At 36.5% G+C, this 19944-nt stretch carries 20 protein-coding genes; 10 read left to right on the top strand and 10 right to left on the bottom strand.

Annotated elements, in window-relative coordinates; translation table 11 throughout:
- Window positions 1-7 precede the first annotated feature (7 nt).
- From serA to tsaA, 9 genes are all read right to left on the bottom strand, one after another.
- Complete coding sequence (serA, locus tag EXH44_RS03670) at window positions 8-1240, bottom strand: phosphoglycerate dehydrogenase (RefSeq protein WP_162856315.1); 1233 nt, start codon at window positions 1238-1240, stop codon at window positions 8-10.
- A gap of 83 nt (window positions 1241-1323) precedes the next feature.
- Window positions 1324-1983, bottom strand: coding sequence for a ribose-5-phosphate isomerase RpiA (rpiA, locus tag EXH44_RS03675; RefSeq protein WP_162856316.1), 660 nt, complete (start codon window positions 1981-1983; stop codon window positions 1324-1326).
- A gap of 98 nt (window positions 1984-2081) precedes the next feature.
- The gene (glmM, locus tag EXH44_RS03680) at window positions 2082-3416 is read right to left on the bottom strand and encodes a phosphoglucosamine mutase (RefSeq protein ID WP_162856317.1); all 1335 of its coding nucleotides are present in this window, start codon (window positions 3414-3416) and stop codon (window positions 2082-2084) included.
- 73 nt (window positions 3417-3489) lie between these two features.
- Window positions 3490-5016, bottom strand: a complete 1527-nt coding sequence (gene ilvA / locus EXH44_RS03685) for a threonine ammonia-lyase, biosynthetic (protein WP_162856318.1) — start codon at window positions 5014-5016, stop codon at window positions 3490-3492.
- A gap of 18 nt (window positions 5017-5034) precedes the next feature.
- Window positions 5035-5613, bottom strand: coding sequence for a peptidylprolyl isomerase (gene slyD / locus EXH44_RS03690; protein WP_162856319.1), 579 nt, complete (start codon window positions 5611-5613; stop codon window positions 5035-5037).
- A 118-nt stretch (window positions 5614-5731) separates the two neighbouring features.
- The gene (locus EXH44_RS03695; RefSeq protein WP_162856320.1) at window positions 5732-5893 is read right to left on the bottom strand and encodes a hypothetical protein; all 162 of its coding nucleotides are present in this window, start codon (window positions 5891-5893) and stop codon (window positions 5732-5734) included.
- Window positions 5894-5947: 54 nt separating this feature from the next.
- Window positions 5948-6634 (bottom strand): aquaporin Z, encoded by a 687-nt coding sequence (gene aqpZ, locus EXH44_RS03700; protein ID WP_162856321.1) that lies wholly within the window; start codon window positions 6632-6634, stop codon window positions 5948-5950.
- 99 nt (window positions 6635-6733) lie between these two features.
- Window positions 6734-7459: an SIMPL domain-containing protein gene (locus EXH44_RS03705; RefSeq protein WP_162856322.1), complete on the bottom strand. Its 726-nt coding sequence runs from the start codon at window positions 7457-7459 to the stop codon at window positions 6734-6736.
- Window positions 7460-7741: 282 nt separating this feature from the next.
- Entirely contained in the window at window positions 7742-8476 is a 735-nt protein-coding gene (gene tsaA, locus EXH44_RS03710) for a tRNA (N6-threonylcarbamoyladenosine(37)-N6)-methyltransferase TrmO (RefSeq protein WP_162856323.1), read from the bottom strand.
- Between the two features lie 100 nt (window positions 8477-8576).
- Here tsaA and EXH44_RS03715 point away from each other — a divergent pair, with 100 nt between their 5' ends.
- Window positions 8577-9482, top strand: a complete 906-nt coding sequence (locus EXH44_RS03715) for a 1,4-dihydroxy-2-naphthoate polyprenyltransferase (protein WP_162856324.1) — start codon at window positions 8577-8579, stop codon at window positions 9480-9482.
- Between the two features lie 62 nt (window positions 9483-9544).
- Here the strand turns inward: EXH44_RS03715 and erpA are convergent, their stop codons facing one another.
- A complete protein-coding gene (gene erpA, locus EXH44_RS03720; RefSeq protein ID WP_162856325.1) occupies window positions 9545-9886 on the bottom strand; it encodes an iron-sulfur cluster insertion protein ErpA in 342 nt (113 codons plus the stop codon).
- A gap of 158 nt (window positions 9887-10044) precedes the next feature.
- Between erpA and EXH44_RS03725 the strand changes: the two genes are divergently transcribed.
- From EXH44_RS03725 to wbaP, 9 genes are read left to right on the top strand one after another with little or no spacing between them, the layout of a single operon-like run.
- Entirely contained in the window at window positions 10045-10833 is a 789-nt protein-coding gene (locus EXH44_RS03725; protein WP_162856326.1) for an ABC transporter permease, read from the top strand.
- Window positions 10834-10838: 5 nt separating this feature from the next.
- A complete protein-coding gene (locus EXH44_RS03730; RefSeq protein ID WP_162856327.1) occupies window positions 10839-11567 on the top strand; it encodes an ABC transporter ATP-binding protein in 729 nt (242 codons plus the stop codon).
- 24 nt (window positions 11568-11591) lie between these two features.
- Entirely contained in the window at window positions 11592-13127 is a 1536-nt protein-coding gene (locus tag EXH44_RS03735) for a glycosyltransferase (RefSeq protein WP_162856328.1), read from the top strand.
- Window position 13128: 1 nt separating this feature from the next.
- Window positions 13129-15042, top strand: coding sequence for an HAD family hydrolase (locus tag EXH44_RS03740; RefSeq protein WP_162856329.1), 1914 nt, complete (start codon window positions 13129-13131; stop codon window positions 15040-15042).
- Complete coding sequence (gene glf / locus EXH44_RS03745; RefSeq protein WP_162856330.1) at window positions 15042-16193, top strand: UDP-galactopyranose mutase; 1152 nt, start codon at window positions 15042-15044, stop codon at window positions 16191-16193. Before EXH44_RS03740 ends, glf begins: the two co-directional genes overlap by 1 nt.
- 57 nt (window positions 16194-16250) lie before the next feature.
- Entirely contained in the window at window positions 16251-16817 is a 567-nt protein-coding gene (locus tag EXH44_RS03750; protein WP_162856331.1) for a nucleotidyltransferase family protein, read from the top strand.
- A gap of 4 nt (window positions 16818-16821) precedes the next feature.
- Complete coding sequence (locus EXH44_RS03755) at window positions 16822-17742, top strand: glycosyltransferase family 2 protein (protein ID WP_162856332.1); 921 nt, start codon at window positions 16822-16824, stop codon at window positions 17740-17742.
- Window positions 17739-18503: a DUF4422 domain-containing protein gene (locus EXH44_RS03760; protein ID WP_162856333.1), complete on the top strand. Its 765-nt coding sequence runs from the start codon at window positions 17739-17741 to the stop codon at window positions 18501-18503. The genes EXH44_RS03755 and EXH44_RS03760 overlap by 4 nt, the downstream gene beginning before the upstream one ends.
- 5 nt (window positions 18504-18508) lie before the next feature.
- Entirely contained in the window at window positions 18509-19927 is a 1419-nt protein-coding gene (wbaP, locus tag EXH44_RS03765; RefSeq protein WP_162857522.1) for an undecaprenyl-phosphate galactose phosphotransferase WbaP, read from the top strand.
- Window positions 19928-19944 lie beyond the last annotated feature (17 nt).

A 19944-nucleotide genomic window follows, 5' to 3' on the forward strand; every position in this document is an offset into this window, starting at 1 on the left:
CGAGCCATTAATAAAGCACACGTGCTTTAATTGTGCCTTCAATCTCTTTTAAGTGTTTTAGTGCATCCGCAGTATTCTCTGATTCCACATCAATCACTACATAGCCAATGTTTGGATCAGTTTGTAAGAATTGAGCCGCGATATTCACATTTGCATCCACAAAGACTTGGTTAATTTTATTTAAAATACCCGGTTTGTTTTCATGAATATGCAACAAACGCTTGGTGCCTTTATGCTCTGGCAATGAGACTTCAGGGAAGTTAACTGCTGAAAGTGTTGAGCCATTATCTGAATATTTCACGAATTTATTAGCCACTTCTGTACCAATATTTTCCTGAGCTTCCGAGGTTGAACCACCAATGTGAGGGGTTAAGATCACATTATCAAATTCGCAAAGTGGTGACTCAAACGGATCGCTTGCAGAAGCGGGTTCTTCTGGGAACACATCTAAAGCCGCACCACGTAATTTATCCGCTTTTAAGGCTTCCACTAAGGCATCAATATCAACCACTGTGCCACGAGCAGCATTAACAAGCACTGCACCATCTTTCATTTGAGCTAAACGCTCTGCGTTAATTAAATTTTTCGTTGATGCGTTTTCAGGCACGTGTAACGAGATAGCGTCACAAGTCTCTAATAACTCTTGCAAACTTGCCACTTGTTGAGCATTTCCAAGCGGTAGTTTATTTTCAATATCATAAAAATACACTTGCATACCAATAGATTCAGCAATAATACTTAGCTGAGAACCGATATGCCCGTAGCCAATAATTCCTAATTTTTTACCACGCACTTCATTTGAACCTGCCGCAGATTTATTCCAAATGCCACGATGCACTTCGGCATTGGCTTTTGGCACTTGGCGCATAAGCACAATGATTTCCCCAAGCACTAATTCCGCCACAGAACGTGTATTAGAGAATGGCGCATTAAAAACAGGAATACCACGACGTTTTGCCGATTCTAAATCCACTTGGTTTGTGCCAATACAGAAACAGCCTACCGCAATCAGTTTTTGTGCTTGTTGTAAAACTTCATCGGTAAGGAAGGTGCGAGAACGAATGCCGAGAAAATGTGCATCTTTGATCGTATCAATCAGCTCTTGCCCATCAAGGGCTTTTTTATGGTACTCAATATTGGTATAGCCTGCATTTTTTAGCACATCAACCGCATTTTGGTGTACGCCTTCAAGCAGAACAAATTTAATTTTAGATTTATCTAAAGAAACTTTGGTTGTCATGTTTGCCTTCCTTATAAGGAGAGTGGAATATGGAGAGCTGAATTTTATTTACATCCAGCTCTCCGTTTTATGTTCTTTAATTATTATTCAATGATTTTTGCCCCATCTGGCGTACCCACGATGGTCACATTCGCATAACGTTGAGCAAAAATACCGTTGGTCACAACGCCTGCGATATTATTAATAGTTTGTTCCATTTTTAATGGCTCAAGAATTTTGAAGTTATACACATCTAAAATCACATTGCCATTATCGGTGACAACGCCTTCACGGTATTCCGGTGAACCACCTAATGCAACTAATTGACGAGCAACATAAGAACGTGCCATTGGAATCACTTCCACTGGTAATGCGAAGGTTGAGCCTAACACATCAACTTGTTTACTGGAATCTACAATACAGATGAATTTTTTTGCTAATGAACTCACAATTTTTTCACGTGTAAGCGCTGCGCCACCGCCTTTAATCATATAGCCTTGTGGGGTGATTTCATCTGCACCATCAATATAAACATCAAGAGCACTAACTTCATTTGCATTGAAAACTTCAATACCGAGTGCTCTTAAACGTTCTTCTGATGCTTTAGAGGCAGCAACAGCTCCTTTAATATCGCCAGCCATTTCACCTAAGGCATCAATAAAACAGTTAACTGTTGAGCCACTTCCTACACCCACGATAGTGTCAGGTTTAACATATTGCAAAGCTGCGCGCGCTGCAATTTTCTTCATTTCAAGTTGATCCATAGCGTTCCCCTTAAAGCAAACGTTTGCGTTATTATAGTTTAAAAAAGATCAAGCGGTAAGATCCTTGCAAAATTTTGCAGAAATCTTACCGCTTGTGATTAGTTACGTTTTACTGCATCTGCAATTTCTTCCGCACAACTTTGTGCTAAAGCACCATCTTCGCATTCTACCATCACACGAATCAATGGCTCTGTACCTGATTTACGTAACAGGATACGACCTTTGCCTGCTAAGCGTTGTTCTACTGCTTTTGCAACAGCTTTAACATCTTCACTGTCTAATGGATTTGCTCCACCTGCAAAGCGAACATTGATTAGCACTTGTGGGAAAAGTGGCACAGCTTTAGCGAGATCATTCAGGCTTAATTTATGTGATGCCATTGCAGCCAATACTTCAAGTGATGCGACAATACCATCACCTGTGGTATTTTTGTCTAACACGATAATATGCCCTGAGTTTTCACCACCTAGTTTCCAGCCTTTTTCTTTTAAAACTTCAAGTACATAGCGGTCGCCCACATTTGCTCGTGCAAATGGAATCGCTAACTCTTTTAAAGCAAGTTCAAGGCTCATATTGCTCATTAATGTACCAACGACACCACCGTGTAATTTGCCTGAACGCAATGCTTCACGTGCAATAATAAAGAGAATTTGGTCACCATCCACCTTATTACCTAAATGATCCACCATAATTAAACGGTCGCCATCGCCATCATAAGCCAAGCCGACATCTGCACCCGCTTCAACCACCACTTGTTGTAGGGCTTTAATGTCCGTTGCACCACATTTCTCATTGATATTCAAACCATTCGGGTGTGTGCCGATTTCGATCACTTCTGCACCCAATTCACGCATAACACTTGGAGCGATGTGGTAAGTTGCACCATTCGCACAATCTACTACGATCTTATAGCCTTCAAGGCTTAAATGTGATGGGAAAGTACTTTTACAAAATTCGATGTAACGTCCTGCCGCATCATTAATACGACTTGCACGACCTAATTCTGCCGATTCGACACAGTCCATCGGTTGATCAAGCATTGCTTCAATCGCTTCTTCGACTTCATCTGGTAATTTTTCACCGATTGCAGAGAAAAATTTGATCCCATTATCATCATAAGGGTTATGAGATGCCGAAATCACAATTCCTGCTTCTGCACGGAATGTACGGGTTAAATAAGCAATTGCAGGGGTTGGCATCGGGCCCGTAAAGGCTGCAGATAAACCTGCGGCAGCTAAACCCGCTTCTAAAGCGGACTCCAACATATAGCCTGAAATACGGGTATCTTTACCGATTAATACCTTTTTAGAACCTTGGGTTGCAAGGACTTTACCTGCTGCCCAACCGAGTTTTAATGCAAAATCAGGAGTAATAGGATAGGTACCGACTTTGCCACGCACCCCATCGGTGCCAAAATATTTACGTTCTGCCATAAATTGTCCTTATTTAGTAGGGCGAGTAAGAAAACCCTACATTTGTAAATTTTTCATTTAATCTAACCGCTTGTTATTTTAAAAAATAACGATAAGCAGGGCTGTCGCTCACATTTTGATAGCGATAGCCAAGTTTTTCTAAATCTTGTTGAAATGCGTATTTTTCGCCACTGTTCACAACAAATGCCGCCAAAATGTCACCATAATCTGCACCGTGAGCGCGGTAGTGGAACAGCGAAATATCCCAATCAATTAACGTTTGCAAGAACTTCAACAACGCCCCTTTCTGCTCTGGGAACTCAAAGCTGTATAATTCTTCTTGCTGAATGGAACTTGGGCGACCACCGACCATATAACGAATATGGGTTTTCGCAATATCATCATCGGATAAATCTGTGACAGGATAGCCATTTTGTTGTAAATCTTTAATGATCTCTAATTTTTCAGCATTCCCACTAATACGCACACCAACGAAGATACAGGCTTGCTGATCGTCTGCGTGACGGTAGTTAAATTCTGTGACAGCACGATTACCAATAATTTGACAGAACTTGAGAAATGCACCTTTTTGTTCAGGAATTGAAACGGCTAAGAGTGCTTCGTGTTTTTCACCGATTTCACAACGCTCTGACACATAACGTAGCGTATGGAAGTTGAGATTTGCCCCCGATAAAATACAGGCGAGATTTTTACCTTCAAGATTGTGTTGAGCGACATATTTTTTCAGTCCAGCTAAAGATAATGCCCCCGACGGCTCTGCTACCGCACGCACATTCTCAAACACATCTTTCAATGCCGCACAGACTTCATCGTTATCGACTAACACAATATCATCAACATACTTCTGACATAAACGGAATGTTTCATCGCCAATACGTTTAACGGCAACACCATCAGCAAATAAACCGACACGTTCTAAATCAACAGGTTGCCCTGCTTGCAAAGCATAAAATAGACAAGCGGAATCTTTAGACTCCACCCCAATGACTTTAATTTCAGGCATTAATTGCTTAATCAGCACGGCAATACCTGCAATCAAACCACCGCCCCCAACAGGCACAAAAATATAGTTCAGATCAGCATTTTGTTGCAATAATTCCATACCGATGGAGCCTTGTCCTGCAATCACTAACGGGTGATCGAACGGGTGAACAAAGGTCATATTCAGCTCTTGAGAAAGCTCAATGGCTTTGGCTTTGGCTTCATCAAAATTTGCCCCATAGAGCAACACTTCCCCACCAAAACCACGCACTGCATCGACTTTGATCGACGGTGTATTTTGTGGCATCACAATTAACGCTCGCAAACCGAGATGTTTTGCAGACAAAGCAACCCCTTGAGCGTGATTACCAGCAGAAGCCGCAATCACCCCCGCATTTTTCTGAGCTGGAGAGAGATTAGAAATCATCGCATAAGCCCCACGCAGTTTAAAACTATGCACAGGCTGGCGATCTTCACGTTTAATGGAAATATGATTACCCAAACGCTCTGAGAGCTTTTCCATTTTTTGCAATGGCGTAACTTGGGCAAGATCGTAGATTTTAGAGCTTAAAATGGCACGGAGGTAATCCGTGCCTGATTGTAATGGGGTATCACTCATCGTTCAACCAACCTTCAATTAGTGATTGCAGCCACAACCGCCGTGTCCGTGATGGTGGTGATGATCGTGGTCGTGATGACCGCCACAGCAACCGTGATCTTCATCGTGATCGTGACCACCACAGCAACCGCCTTCTTGGTGAATGTGACCGTGAGCAATTTCTTCTAATGTCGCTTCACGAGTTGCAACCACTTCCACAGAGAATAATAATTCTTGACCTGCTAACATATGGTTACCATCAACAACCACTTCGTCACCATCCACTTCAGTGATCACTACAGGTAATGGACCTAAGTCAGTATCTGCGATAAAACGCATACCCACTTCTAATTCATCAACGCCCATAAACACATCTTTTGGCACACGTTGCACCATATTTTCGTTATATTCGCCGTACGCTTCTTCTGGTTTAACACGCACTTCAAAAGTATCGCCAACTGCTTTACCTTCTAATGCATTTTCTAAACCGATAACAAGATTGTTGTGGCCGTGTAAATATTCTAATGGCTGCTCAACGGGTGCTTCATCAACTAATACACCATCTTGAGTGCGAACTTGATATGCGATACTTGGCACAACATTTTTTGCGATTTTCATATAAGGATTCCTTATTTATTGATAAAAATTCCAAGCATTGTAGCTTGTTATGAAGGATTTGCAAATTTTAGTAAGAAAGTGACCGCTTGTATCAATACAGCGGTCATTGAAATTAGCGTTAATCTGTAATATCAGGGGTAACAGCATCTACCACATCAACTGCAGCGCCTACTGCAGTGGTTGCAGCACCCACAGCAGCGCCAACAACAGAGGTGACTAAACAAGCACTTAAAGTGCTACAAACAAAGATTAATCCGAAAAGTTTAATTAAGTGTTTCATATCAATATAAAAAATGCAGTCTATAAAAGAGACTGCATTATATCCTAATCAAAATTATTTTTCTTCAGCAATAAAGCGATATGCTAAAGCACCGATAATCGCACCAACAATTGGCGCAACCCAGAACATCCATAATTGTTCAATTGCCCAGCTACCTTGGAATAGCGCTACGCCCGTTGAACGAGCCGGGTTAACCGAGGTATTTGTCACTGGAATGCTGATTAAGTGAATTAAGGTTAATCCTAAACCAATTGCAATAGGAGCAAAACCTGCAGGTGCACGTTTATCTGTTGCACCCATGATGATCATTAAGAAGAAGGCAGTTAATACGACTTCGATTAATAATGCAGCAACTAAGCTATAACCATGTGGAGAATGTTCTCCATAACCGTTACTTGCAAAGCCCGCTGACGCATCAAATCCTGCTACACCAGATGCAATAGTATAAAGTACCGCTGCTGCTGCTACTGCACCTAATACTTGCGATGCAATATAAGGTACTAAATCTTTTGCATTGAAACGGCCACCAACTAATAATCCAATAGAAACCGCTGGATTGAAGTGTCCACCAGAAATATGACCTACTGCATAAGCCATGGTTAATACGGTTAAACCAAAGGCAAGAGAAACGCCCATATAACCAATACCTAAATCTGGGATACCCGCTGCTAAAACGGCACTACCACAACCACCAAAAACTAACCAGAATGTTCCAAAGAACTCGGCGAAGTATTTTTTCATTTTTGCTTTCCTTTAATAAAAAATGACAAAATGTCATAATAAAACGTTCGTAAGAACGCTAAATTTTAAAAAGTAGCCTATCTACTTTTTAAATAGAGTTTACTCAAAGCGCACTTTACCTGATGCTGTCGCATTGATAATTTGTTTGCCGGCTTCAAGTGGTAACTCATCTGCGGATTTCATCTTCATTGATGCAGCTTCCATCGCATACATACGTGGTGCTGGATAGCCATTATTGGCTCCATTTGGTGTATCTAAACGCACATCGCTTAAAACATATTTATTGGCTTTTAATCCTTTTTGGATAACTTCCGCTTTATGTTGGAATTGTTGAATAATTTCTAAGGTCATTTCATCTTCAAGGGCTTTGGCTTTTTCAGGAGAAACACTGAAATCTACTGAACCAATCGCGACATTATCCCCTAAGTTTTCAAGCACTTTGGCAATCGCTTCAAAGTTTTTACCTTTCAGTTGAATATGCCCTTCTGCCACCCAACCGATTACTTTGCCTTTATTATCATATTCTGCATAGTTACTGATGCCGTCTGCAGAGACTTCGATACTTGAATCTTGTTTTGCAAGTTCTAATACCTTGTTTAAATCAGTCGATACCGTTTTTTTCAACTCGGCTAAATTTTTACCTGATTTACGACTATAAACATCCGCATGCATTAAATCTTTTTCAACATGACGGGTCACCTGTGTTGAAAAATGGAAGACAGAGCCACTCTCTTCTTTAGGTTCTGTTGTATTTGCGGTTTCAGCAGAAACCCCTAATGTCACTAATGCAAGCGGTAAGATTGCTAAATAATTTTTCAATTTCATAGAAAGAATCCTTAAGTTAAATCGTATATTTAAAAATGTGCAAATTAAGGCTGGTTGATGTTTTTTGCTTGTAATACTATTTTGTACCTAGCACGCAAAATGCGTACTAGGTTACGCATAGTTGAGTGGCTTTGCCACTCTAATTCTCAGCCCCAAAGGGGCTGAATTATACGTAACCCAGTACGGCTCTGCCGTGCTGGGATATTAAACAAATAACTCTTTATGATTTTACACCCTCAAAACATCAATGTGCCTTAGAGTACTTTTAAACAAAGAAGTTCCCTATTCAATTGAAAGTACAATGGCGTGATTCAAATGCTGCTCGTGGATTTGCCATTTGATGTTATATCCCGCAATTAACATCCCATAAATCCGTTCGCTCTGTTTTCCTTGCTGATAAGCTGGACGCGGATCTTGAGCGATGATGTCACGAATAAATTCAATCGGATTTTCAATTTCAAATTTTGCAAAATTTTCACAAGATTGGACCGCTTGTAACGCCTTTTCGGTAAATTCCACACGCAATTTAGCTTCGGGCTTCGTTTGAGCAAAGCCTGAATCTGCATTCGGTTCACTATCTGCATAAGCGATATAAGGTTTGATGTCCAAAATCGGCGTTCCATCCACTAAATCCACACTTCCCAAATGCAGAAACACATCGCCATTTTTTATTTCAACACGATGTAACTCAACTTTTGAGAGCCCGATTGGATTTGGGCGATGTGTTGCACGGCTTGCAAAGACGCCAATACGCTCATTTCCCCCCAAACGTGGCGGACGTACGGTGGCGTGCCATTCTCGTTCAGGAATTTGGTGAAATTGGAAAATAAGCCAAAGGTGACTAAATTGCTCCAATCCACGCACGGCATCTGCACTATTGTAAGGTGGAAGCAGTTGCAAAATCCCCTTGCCTTCTTTAACAAGATTAGGCTGACGTGGCACGGCAAACTTTTCACCATAAGGCGAATGGACTATGCCAACAGGATGAACAAGAAGAGAAGAAATCGGATTTGCCATAAAATCTATAAAATTCTGCGAAAAATCAAAACATAGGAGCGCATTTTGTAATAATATGCACAGTTTTGAAAGCATAAATTCTGATAAGCAAAGATTTAATATGAAGAAAGATTCGACTTTTTCGATTTGGTTTTCTACCGCTCGCCCTAAAACGTTGCCCTTAGCATTAGCATCTATTCTTGTTGGTGCAGCATTGGCAGGATGGCAAGGCAAATTTGATTTACTCACCACGTTGCTTGCATTTATCACCACAATTTTATTACAAATTCTCTCTAACTTTGCGAATGACTATGGCGATCATGTAAAAGGCTCTGATACCGCAGAACGTATTGGACCACTTCGTGCGATTCAACATGGAAAAATCACAGGGGAACAGTTAAAAAAAGCCTTAATCACTGTCGCTGTGCTTTCATTTTTATCGGGAAGTCTATTAATTGGATATGCTTACCAAACATGGCAAGATTTAGTGGTATTTGCTAGCTTAGGTATTCTCGCTATTGTCGCGGCGATCACCTATACAGTCGGTAAAAAACCTTACGGTTATCTCGGCTTAGGCGATATTTCAGTACTCATTTTCTTTGGTTTTTTAGCCGTACTAGGCACATTCTATTTACAAGCCCATGAATTACATTTCAATTTACTTCTGCCTGCCTTTGGTTGCGGGTTGCTCTCTGTTGCAGTATTAAATATCAATAACTTACGAGATATTGAACAAGATAAACAAGCAGGGAAAAATACCTTGATTGTCCGAATTGGTAGTCAAAATGGGCGAATTTATCATGTCACTTTGCTCAGTTTAGCTTTACTGTCCTACCTACTTTTTGCGTTAGCGAATTTTAGCCATTGGTATAACTTCCTGTTCCTACTTGCCACACCACTTTTAGTGAAACATGGCTTATTCGTTTATCGACATCAGCACCCTACGGAACTTCGTCCTATCTTAGGACAAATGGCAGGGATTGCGCTTGTGACAAACATCTTATTTAGCTTGAGCGTTATTTTGTAAAAAAGAGAAAGAAAAAGACCGCTTGTAAGCCAATACAAGCGGTCTTTTTTGAGAAAAAATTTTCAAATGCTAAACGAAGAACCACATCCACAGGTTGAACTTGCATTTGGGTTTTGAACGACAAAGCGAGAGCCTTCCAACCCTTCAACATAATCGACCGTACCGCCAATTAAGTACTGTAAACTCATTGGGTCAACAACTAAACCCACGTTTTGATTTTCGATGGTTAAATCCCCATCGTTGACTTGATCATCAAAAGTAAATCCGTATTGGAAACCACTACATCCCCCACCTGTGATATACACGCGTAAACGTAGGTTTGGGTTGTCTTCCCCTTCAATTAAGCTCTTTACCTTACGCGCAGCCGCGTCGGTAAAGATTAAAGGCACATTTATCTCACTCATTTTTTGTCCTACATCAAATTTTCAGAAAGTTGTGCATTATCTAACAATTATGAGGGGAGGGCAATGGGAGAAACTACCCTCGCGAATGAATTTCTTTTTAACTTGTAGGATTTTGGGTATAATCAACAACTGACTAGAATTTTATGGTACAGAAATAAATGAATAGATTCAAAGGAAAGCTACAACGATTATTTGCTTTTGATGAGTTACTCAAACAGCTAATTATTCGCGATGTAAAATTAAAATATAGGCGCAGTTACCTAGGCTATTTGTGGAGCATCTTAAACCCATTGATGTTGATGATGGTAATGGTGGTTGTCTTTTCTAATTTATTTAGGTTTGATATTCCAAATTTCCCTCTTTATCTCATATCTGGGCAAGTGATCTTTAGCTTTATGGTTGAGGCGACGAATATGTCTGTATGGTCTATTACAGGCAATGCAGCTCTGCTAAAAAAAACCTATGTGCCTAAGTATATTTTTACTCTATCTAAAGTTGGTAGCTCTTTAGTGAACCTATTATTTTCATTAGGCGCATTATTATTAGTAATGTTGTTTACTCAGGCTGATTTTTCGTGGAATCTCCTATTTTTCCCTGTAGTAATATTACAAGTCTTTATTTTTAGTCTTGGGTTAGGTTTATGGCTGGCCGCAATTACCGTATTTTTTAGGGATATACAATACCTCTGGGGCGTTTTTGTATCAATGTGGATGTACCTAACCCCCCTATTTTACCCAGTCTCTATTATCCCTGAAGAATATCAAACACTCTATAAAACAGCTAACCCGATGTATTGGTACATTGAACAGTTTAGAGACATAGTGCTATACGCCAAATTCCCTGAAAGCAGTTCTATTTTTGTTGGTTCATTGGTTTCTATTGGGGTTTTAATTTTAGGAGCTTGGTATTTTAATAAAAAACAAGATGAATTTATTTTATATATTTAATACTTATGACAGATACAGTAATTAAAGTTACAAATGCCACTGTTCGTTTTAATAAAGCGACAGAAAACTATAATGGCTTAAAAGAGTATGTCATCAAAATGCTAAAAGGTGAATTAATGTTTCAGGAGTTTTTAGCATTAAAAGACGTTAATCTTGAAGTAAAAAAAGGCGAGTCTTGGGGATTGATAGGGACTAATGGTTCAGGAAAATCGACACTTTTAAAATTGATTTGCGGTATTCTAAAACCTTATAAAGGCTCTGTTGAGGTCAATGGTAATATTGCTCCGCTTATTGAATTAGGTGCGGGTTTTGATGGTGAGCTCACCGCTCGTGAGAATATTTATCTCAATGGTGCATTGCTAGGACATAAAAAATCTTTTATGGAACAGCATTTTGATGAAATTATTGCATTCGCAGAACTTCAAGATTTTGTGGATGTTCCACTAAAAAACTTTTCATCAGGAATGTCAGCGCGTTTAGGCTTTGCTGTTGCAACTATTGTAAAACCTGAAATTCTCATTGTGGATGAAGTTTTGGCTGTAGGAGATGCTGCATTTCAAGAAAAGTGCAAACGCCGAATGGAAGAGATGTTGTCAGGGGGAACAACATTATTGTTCGTTTCTCATTCTATCGACCAAGTTAAAGAGCTTTGTCAGAATGTAATTTGGATTGATAAAGGTATTGTAAAAGGTTGTGGTAGGGCGGAAGATGTAATTCCGCTTTATGAATATTAAAGTTTTATCTAAGGATTATTTATTATGCGTATTTTGTTTTATAACTGGGTTCAATTTGATGATTGGTATTTACGTGGCGGTGGAGTTACTGTTTATTTACAAAACACAATGCGAGAATTAAAAAATATTAATAAAGATATTGAGATTTATTTTTTGTCATCAGGTCATCATTATGATTTGCTAAATAAGAAAATAAGAATTGAGGAAACTAAAAATAATTATGATTATTTAGGTGTAAAGTCTTTTAGAATAATTAATTCGCCAGTAAAAGCACCTGCTCATGATGCATTTTGTTCATTGGAAACGGCATTTTCAAATGAAGAGTTAAAGAAAGCATTACATGATTTCTTGAAAGAAAATGGGAAGTTTGATGTTTTTCATATACATAATGTTGAAGGTTTAACTTTAGATGTATTTTCTCTGAAAAAAGACTTTCCAGAAACAAAATTTATTTTAACAGCACATAATTATCATATTATGTGTCCACAAATTGAATTATTTAAAAATAGAAAAGAAATTTGTAAAAATTTTAATAATGGTATGGATTGTGTAAATTGCATAGGGCATCACCCTAACATGAACACGCTTAAAAAATATCAGGCATTGGGAAGTAAGATAGAACAATATAAGCTAGATTCTAGACCTCTAGGCAATTTTGTATTTATGACAGCACGCAATACTTGGAATATATACAAGTCAGCTAAATGGGTATTGCATGATGCCAAAAATCTTCTTAAGGAAGGTGTTTTAAAAGGGAAGCCTAATAAAGATCAAATTAATATTTATAAGTTAGAAACAAACCAGCCAACTAAAAGAGGTTTATCTCAAGGAGCTCCTTATGTATTTTGGCGAAACTTGGGTATAAAAAATACTAACCAATATATAGATCAAGTAATTGCGGTTTCGGGGCAAACGGAAAATGTATTTGCAGAATATGGCATAGATAATTCTAAGCTAATAACTATTCATAATGGAATGGATCATTTTTCTACATTGGATGAAGCTAAAAAACTTTGGGAAATGAAAAAAAGATCTACTATTAGATTAGGCTTTTTTGGTTATCCAACACCTGCAAAAGGCTTTGATTTATTTTTAAAAGCATTAGGGACATTACCAAAAGAGTTATTAAAAAATATAGAATTAACAGTAGCATCAAGATTAGATGGGCATCATAAAGAAAAACTTTTGTTGTTGAATAATAAATTTAAATCTATCTATATTGTTGAGGGATATGAACGTAGTATGATTCCTGAATTAATGAATTCAATTACATTAGCTATTGTTCCTTCATTATGGATGGAGACATATTGTCAAGTTGCAGCAGAATTAGTTTCTTTTGGAACACCAGTCATTTTATCTGATACTGTTGGATTTAAAGATTTTTATAAAACAAAAGACTTTATATTTAAATCAGGTGAATATAAAGAGCTTGCTAATTTATTAAACAAGTATTTATCAAACCCAACATTATTAGATGATTTTTGGAGTCAAATTGAAATGCCTCCATCGGCTAAAGAGCATGCTAAACAACTATTAGAAAAAGTTTATTTAGGAAAATGATATGAATATTAAATCATTACTTGAGTTAGAATCTAAAATCGACTATTTTGAACAATTTAGTTTTGATGTTTTTGATACATTAATTTTTAGAAAAGTTGAAGATTATAATGAGCGAGAAAAAGGAATATCTAAGCTGGTTTCAGATTATTTGCAATCTATCAATATTTCTTGTGATTACCAAGATTATATGCTTCTAAGGGAAATCGAATTCCAGAAATCTAAAATTATTACATTAGATGAAATTGATTATTTTCCTAGCTTATATAACATCTTAACCGAATTATCAGTACCGAAGGAACATATTGAGGATGTAGCCAATAAGATCTGGAAAATTGAAGAAGAATATGAAATTTCTGTGGCTTATGCAAATCCAGAGGCACTTAGTATTTTGCCAATTCTCAGAAATGCTGGTAAGAATATTGTTGCAGTAAGTGATATGTACCTGCCTAATTCATCAGTTCGTGCAATTTTAGAAGGTGTAGGGTTATTAAGCTACTTTGATAATGTTTATGTTTCTTCAGATAATAAGCTTACAAAACATAGCGGGAAGATCTATTCGGATCTTTTGGCTAAAGGAGCTTTATTAAAAGACAATGTTGTACATACAGGTGATAATTATCATTCAGATGAACTAATGGCCGCGAACAACCTAATTTTTGGCTTGCATTATGTAAATAAATCTAATGAGAATAGAAAAAAGAAAGTTTATGAGAAAATTGCAAAACAAGAAAAACTAAGTTTTATAAATGCTAGGGAAGACTTAATTGAATTACTTGGGAAATCGTTTGCATTATTTTTAAAACAAATTTTTTATTGTGCAAAAATATATGAATCGAAAAATATTTACTTTTTTACGCGAGATGCTAATTTTTTATTATCGTCAGCAAAAAAATATGTAGAGTATTTTAAGGTTGATGATATCAAATTAGATGTTTTACATTTAGATAGGTTAAATAGCTTTTTCTTAAATATAACAACATTAGAAGAGCTTGAAAAAAACCTTTGGCTATTCGGAGAATCAAATGAAATTACAGTTATAGAATTCTTTGAGAAGATAGGGTATTTGGATTTTTGTGTTAAGGAATACCCTGATGTCATTGAAAATAGTAAAAATATTACATTGAAAATGGCTTTAGTTACGAATCATTTGAAAGAAATCATACTTAATATAATTAAAATAAAGCATAGGGATATCGTCAGATATTTAACTGAAAAAGGTGTTTTCTCAGAAAAAAACTCAATTCTAGTAGATATTGGCTATTCTGGAACCTCAATGAGGGAAATTAGTTATTTTTTTGAAAAAAATAGTATGCTAAAAAATCAGAATCAAGGTAGATTAGATTGTTTACTCTTTGCATCTAATAGATTTTTTACCATGAATGCTGTGAAATTTTCAGCACCTGTATTTTTACATTTGGTTAAAATTTTCCCTTTTCATAAAGTGAATTTTTTCGCTACATTAAACCACTCATGGTTAGAACCTTTTGTTTTAGATACATCATTGGGAGCTTTAGAACGATATGATGAAGACACATTGGAACCAATTAGAAAAGAATATAATATTCAGCCAGTATATAAAAGGCTTGAATTAAATAAAAAAATAGAGTCATTTTTTGATAAAATAGATAGCTTAGATCTTAATAAATTACAAAATGCTTTAGAGAGCTATATCATGTTGCCAAGTAAAAGCCAAGTGGAAAAATACTCTCATTTGACACATATTAAAGGCTTCGATAATAGTTCAGAACAGAGCTTAGTTAAAAAGGTTTCTTTAGCTAATATAAAAAATGATGTTATATCTCTAATTAAAAATGATTATTGGGTTGGAGGCTCATTAGCAAAATCTAATTTATCTTTTTTAATTAGAATCGCCTGTTGGAAATTTTATTTTGCAAAAAAATTTTTTAGAGTGTAATGCGTAGATTTCTCCTAATCGGTGCGGGCTTTTCTAACGCTGTAATTGCACGTGAATTGGCAGAACAAGGTTACAAAGTCACTGTTATCGATCAACGTAATCATGTTGCGGGAAACTGCCACTCTGAGCGTGATGCAGAAACGAATGTAATGGTGCATATTTATGGTCCGCATATTTTCCATACAGATAACGAGCGAGTGTGGAATTATGTGAATCATTTTGGTGAGTGGATGCCGTTTGTTAATCGCGTAAAAACGATTAGTCAAGGCGCAGTATATTCTCTACCAATTAACTTACATACTATTAACCAGTTCTTTGGTAAAACTTGTTCACCAACAGAAGCGAAAGCGTTGATTGAAAGCCAAGCGGATATGTCGATTACCGATCCTCAAACTTTTGAAGAGCAAGCTATGCGTTTTGTCGGTAAAGACTTATATAAAGCGTTTTTCTATGGTTATACCAAAAAGCAATGGGGTGTTGAGCCTAAAGAGTTGCCTGCAAGTATTTTAAAACGTTTGCCAGTACGTTTTAATTATGATGATAACTACTTTGCCCATAAATTCCAAGGTATGCCAAAAGACGGTTATACGGTTATCGTAGAAAATATTTTAAAACACGATAATATTGAAGTGCGTTTAAATACGCCATTTGTAGAATCAATGAAAGCGGAATTTGACCATATTTTCTGGTCTGGTCCGTTAGATGCTTACTTTGGTTTTGAGCTTGGTCGCTTAGGCTATCGCACACTTGATTTTGAAGCCTTCCGTGCGGAAGGAGATTTCCAAGGTAATGCGGTCATCAACTACGGCGATGAAGAAGTACCGTACACCCGTATTTCGGAACACAAACACTTTGCACCATGGGAAAATCACGAGAAAACGATTTGCTACCGTGAATTTAGCCGTTTATGCGAAGAAAAAGATATTCCATATTATCCTATTCGTTTAGTAAAAGATAAAGCGTTGTTGCAACAATATGTCGAAAAAGCGAATAAGGAAACACAAGTTACATTCGTTGGACGTTTAGGTACCTATCGTTATTTGGATATGGATGTAACGATTAAAGAAGCGTTAGAAGCTGCGGACGATATTAAGGAAGCTCTTGCAAGCGGTAAGATGTTAAAGCCGTTTTACGTTAATATGGATGTGTAAATTTTAATGAGAAATAAGCCGCTTGTGTAATACAAGCGGTTCATTTATATAGATGCTATGTTAGAAAAAATAGAACGCTTAATTGATGAAATTAATAAATTACATTTAGCTTTTTCCCAAGATTATTTTGAAACAGGTAAACTTGAAAAGGTTAATTTAAAGCATACTTTGGCAAAAGTGCCTACTGAGCATATTTTGGCATATCGTTTGAATTTACATGAATCAATTAATGATTATTTATTTAGGGCTGATTTGTACGATATTCCTTATTTTTATCGTGTTAAAGCCTCGGAATCTATTTTAGATAAGATAGAGCGATTTAAACAGCGCAGTGAGGGTTATCCAGTAAATAGTATTTTAAATGACATTTTTGGTGCACGTATTATTGTTTCTACTGAAGATATTGAAAAGGTAATGGAATCGCTTGATAGTTGGCAAGAAAAATATGGGTTGAAAAATTGGTATTTACGGGATAAAGATGAATATGTAGGTATTCATATTTATTTTAAAAATTCAAGTAATTTCTACTATCCTTGGGAGTTACAAATTTGGGATAGAAAGGATGCAGAAAAAAATATTCAGAGCCATATAAAATATAAACGAGATTTTGTGAATAAAAGATAATTAGATGAATAAATCCATTTGTGCTGTTGTGGTTACTTATAACCGCAAAGAATTACTCTTAAATTGCTTGAAAGCATTACAAACGCAAACCTATCCATTGGATCACATTGTTGTTATTAACAATGCAAGTCAAGATGGAACGGTAGAATACTTGCGTGAAAATGGCTGGTGGGATAGTGAACAATTTACCTTGATTACCTTGCCAAATAATCAAGGTGGCGCAGGCGGATTTTATGCGGGTATTGAGTTTACTTGTCAAAATAACTTTGATTATATTTGGTTGATGGATGATGATGGTTATCCATCTACAAATTGTTTAGAAAAACTAACCGCTTATGCTTCTGATAACTGCTATATTGGTCCTATTGTATTAGATACGAAAACGCAAGATAAATTAAGTTTTGCATTGCGTATTCCTAATACTCTTCAAGTTATTGATTTCTATTCAAAACTCCCAGAAAATTTTAAAGAAAGAAATATTATCCCAAATATTGTATTACCTTTTAATGGCACATTAATTGCTACACCTTTAGTAAAAAGAATAGGGTTAATAAAAAAAGATTATTTTATTTGGGGTGATGATAAAGAATATACAATAAGAGCAGGGAAGTTTAATGCTAACATTTTAACTGTAGTAGATGCTTGTTTCTTTCATCCAGCTGAAAGTTCGTCTTCCACGTCGATGTTCTTTGGTAAGCTACGATTTAATTACACACCATCTAGATTAAAATTATATTGTTTTTGTCGTAATGCTATAGACACATTTAAGCAACATTATGGATTAATTCACGTATTTTCTTTTTGGGCTAAAACGACATGGTTTTTTACGTTTACAAAGCCAAGTATCTCAGAACTTCTTTTTACTTGGCGAGCGATGTGGCACGGCTTTATTGGAGACTTTTCTCATCATAGAGAATACTTATGACTAAAATAAAAATTCTAATTGCTACTCATAAAGCTTATGATTTTCCTAATGATGTTTGTTACTTACCTATTCAAGTGGGAAAAGCAAATTGTTCGTTAGATTTAGGCGTAGAATCAGATGATTCAGGTGAAAATATTTCTGATAAAAATCCAAACTTTTGTGAATTAACTGCGCTTTATTGGGGTTGGAAAAATTTAGAGAATTATGAATATATTGGTTTAGTTCATTATCGTCGCTATTTTTCAGGTTTAGAATTAAATTTGAAAGGTAAAAAGATAGCATCTCAATCTGAATTATTGGCGGACTTAGCTATTTATGATGTTATTGTTGCTAAAAAACGGAATTATTATATTGAGTCTGTTTATACTCACTATAAAAATGCTCATTTTATTAAAGATCTAGATATAACTAAACAGATTATAGAACAATACTTTCCTGAGTATATGTCAGCATTTCATCAGGTGATGGAAAGAAAAACATTGCATCTATTTAATATGTTTGTAATGTCAAGGGAACACTTTGTACAATATTGTGAATGGTTATTTAGCATTTTATTTAAGTTAGAAAAACAAATTGATATATCAAGTTATGATAACTACCAAAAACGAGTTTTCGGTTTTATCGCAGAACGCCTTTTTAATGTTTGGTTGGTAAAAAATCAATTAAAACTGAAAGAACGCAAAGTGGTATCGTTAGAAGGCGAACATATATTGAAAAAAGTAATTGGTTTGTTGAAACGGAAATATTTGAAGAAAAAATGAGCATGATGGATAAATCGGTAATTTGTAAAGGTATGTTGGCGGTAACGGATTTTGTTTCGTTACTATTTTCCTATTATTTAAGCATCTATTTACTGAGCCTTTTTACCAATGATTTGGATCGTTTTTTACCGTACGAGCAGTTTCAAGAAGCGATCCTGATTCATTTAGGGTTAGCCTGTGGCTGTGTTATTTGGTTTTGGATTAATCTCCGCCATTATACTTACCGAAAACCGTTTTGGTTTGAATTAAAAGAAATTGTTCGTACATTATTCGTATTGGCGATTATTGAACTAGCTACCATAGCCTTTTCCAAGCTCTATTTTTCTCGCTATTTATGGGTATTAAGTTGGAGTTTAACCTTCGTTATCGTGCCTATTAGCCGAGTTCTGATTAAAAAGTTATTAATCAAGACCGGTTTATATTTAAAGAATACGGTAATTATTGGTGGCGGTAGAAATGCGATAGATGCTTATAAAGCATTGGTCAGCGAACCGTATCTTGGGCTTAAAGTAAAATATTTTATTGCTGTAGATAAGAACGATGAATTAGATGGTTTAGGCATTCCAATCATTAATGAAACCCGTCAGGGTATTTGGCGATTGGTTACCAAATCGTCTGATCAATTTATTATTGCACTAGAAGAAGATGAAATTGAACAACGTGATCAATGGCTTCGTTATTTTTCTAAAAAACACTATCGGTCCGTATCCGTGATTCCGACGCTACGCGGATTGCCGCTGTACAGTACGGATATGTCGTTTATTTTCAGTTATGAAGTGATGTTGCTTCGCGTGAATAATAACTTGGCAAAACGATCTTCCCGTATCATCAAACGAACAATGGATATTGTCGGTGCCAGTCTGCTAATTATTTTATTGTCGCCGTTATTATTGACATTCTACTTTCTGATTAAGCGGGATGGTGGAAGTGCCGTATTCGGGCATAAGCGAATCGGGCAAAATGGTAAACCGTTTAGTTGCTTAAAATTCCGTTCAATGGTGCTGAACTCTCAAGAAGTATTAGATGAATTGTTAGAGCGCGATGCGGAAGCAAAGACGGAGTGGGAAAAAGATTTTAAATTGAAAAATGATCCGAGAATTACACCGCTTGGTCAGTTTTTACGTCGAACAAGTATTGATGAATTACCTCAATTGTTTAATGTTTTGGTCGGACAAATGAGTTTGGTCGGACCAAGGCCAATTATTGCTGATGAATTGTCTTATTATAAAGAAAATGTGGATTACTACTTGATGGCAAAACCAGGTATGACTGGGTTGTGGCAAGTGAGTGGTCGTAATGATGTGGATTATGAAACTCGAGTTTATTTTGATTCTTGGTATGTAAAAAACTGGTCTCTTTGGAATGATATTGCGATTTTGTTTAAAACGGTGAATGTTGTTTTGAAAAGGGATGGCGCTTATTAAAGTAAGTAGATTTAACA

This window comes from Actinobacillus indolicus, from assembly GCF_004519515.1.
In the GTDB taxonomy this organism is placed as follows: domain Bacteria; phylum Pseudomonadota; class Gammaproteobacteria; order Enterobacterales; family Pasteurellaceae; genus Glaesserella; species Glaesserella indolica_A.

Bases quoted from the DNA above. Each gene is read 5' to 3' on its own strand.
- serA (WP_162856315.1), bottom strand. From the start codon at position 1,240: ATGACAACCAAAGTTTCTTTAGATAAATCTAAAATTAAATTTGTTCTG.
- rpiA (WP_162856316.1), bottom strand. From the start codon at position 1,983: ATGGATCAACTTGAAATGAAGAAAATTGCAGCGCGCGCAGCTTTGCAA.
- glmM (WP_162856317.1), bottom strand. From the start codon at position 3,416: ATGGCAGAACGTAAATATTTTGGCACCGATGGGGTGCGTGGCAAAGTC.
- ilvA (WP_162856318.1), bottom strand. From the start codon at position 5,016: ATGAGTGATACCCCATTACAATCAGGCACGGATTACCTCCGTGCCATT.
- slyD (WP_162856319.1), bottom strand. From the start codon at position 5,613: ATGAAAATCGCAAAAAATGTTGTGCCAAGTATCGCATATCAAGTTCGC.
- EXH44_RS03695 (WP_162856320.1), bottom strand. From the start codon at position 5,893: ATGAAACACTTAATTAAACTTTTCGGATTAATCTTTGTTTGTAGCACT.
- aqpZ (WP_162856321.1), bottom strand. From the start codon at position 6,634: ATGAAAAAATACTTCGCCGAGTTCTTTGGAACATTCTGGTTAGTTTTT.
- EXH44_RS03705 (WP_162856322.1), bottom strand. From the start codon at position 7,459: ATGAAATTGAAAAATTATTTAGCAATCTTACCGCTTGCATTAGTGACA.
- tsaA (WP_162856323.1), bottom strand. From the start codon at position 8,476: ATGGCAAATCCGATTTCTTCTCTTCTTGTTCATCCTGTTGGCATAGTC.
- EXH44_RS03715 (WP_162856324.1), top strand. From the start codon at position 8,577: ATGAAGAAAGATTCGACTTTTTCGATTTGGTTTTCTACCGCTCGCCCT.
- erpA (WP_162856325.1), bottom strand. From the start codon at position 9,886: ATGAGTGAGATAAATGTGCCTTTAATCTTTACCGACGCGGCTGCGCGT.
- EXH44_RS03725 (WP_162856326.1), top strand. From the start codon at position 10,045: ATGAATAGATTCAAAGGAAAGCTACAACGATTATTTGCTTTTGATGAG.
- EXH44_RS03730 (WP_162856327.1), top strand. From the start codon at position 10,839: ATGACAGATACAGTAATTAAAGTTACAAATGCCACTGTTCGTTTTAAT.
- EXH44_RS03735 (WP_162856328.1), top strand. From the start codon at position 11,592: ATGCGTATTTTGTTTTATAACTGGGTTCAATTTGATGATTGGTATTTA.
- EXH44_RS03740 (WP_162856329.1), top strand. From the start codon at position 13,129: ATGAATATTAAATCATTACTTGAGTTAGAATCTAAAATCGACTATTTT.
- glf (WP_162856330.1), top strand. From the start codon at position 15,042: ATGCGTAGATTTCTCCTAATCGGTGCGGGCTTTTCTAACGCTGTAATT.
- EXH44_RS03750 (WP_162856331.1), top strand. From the start codon at position 16,251: ATGTTAGAAAAAATAGAACGCTTAATTGATGAAATTAATAAATTACAT.
- EXH44_RS03755 (WP_162856332.1), top strand. From the start codon at position 16,822: ATGAATAAATCCATTTGTGCTGTTGTGGTTACTTATAACCGCAAAGAA.
- EXH44_RS03760 (WP_162856333.1), top strand. From the start codon at position 17,739: ATGACTAAAATAAAAATTCTAATTGCTACTCATAAAGCTTATGATTTT.
- wbaP (WP_162857522.1), top strand. From the start codon at position 18,509: ATGGATAAATCGGTAATTTGTAAAGGTATGTTGGCGGTAACGGATTTT.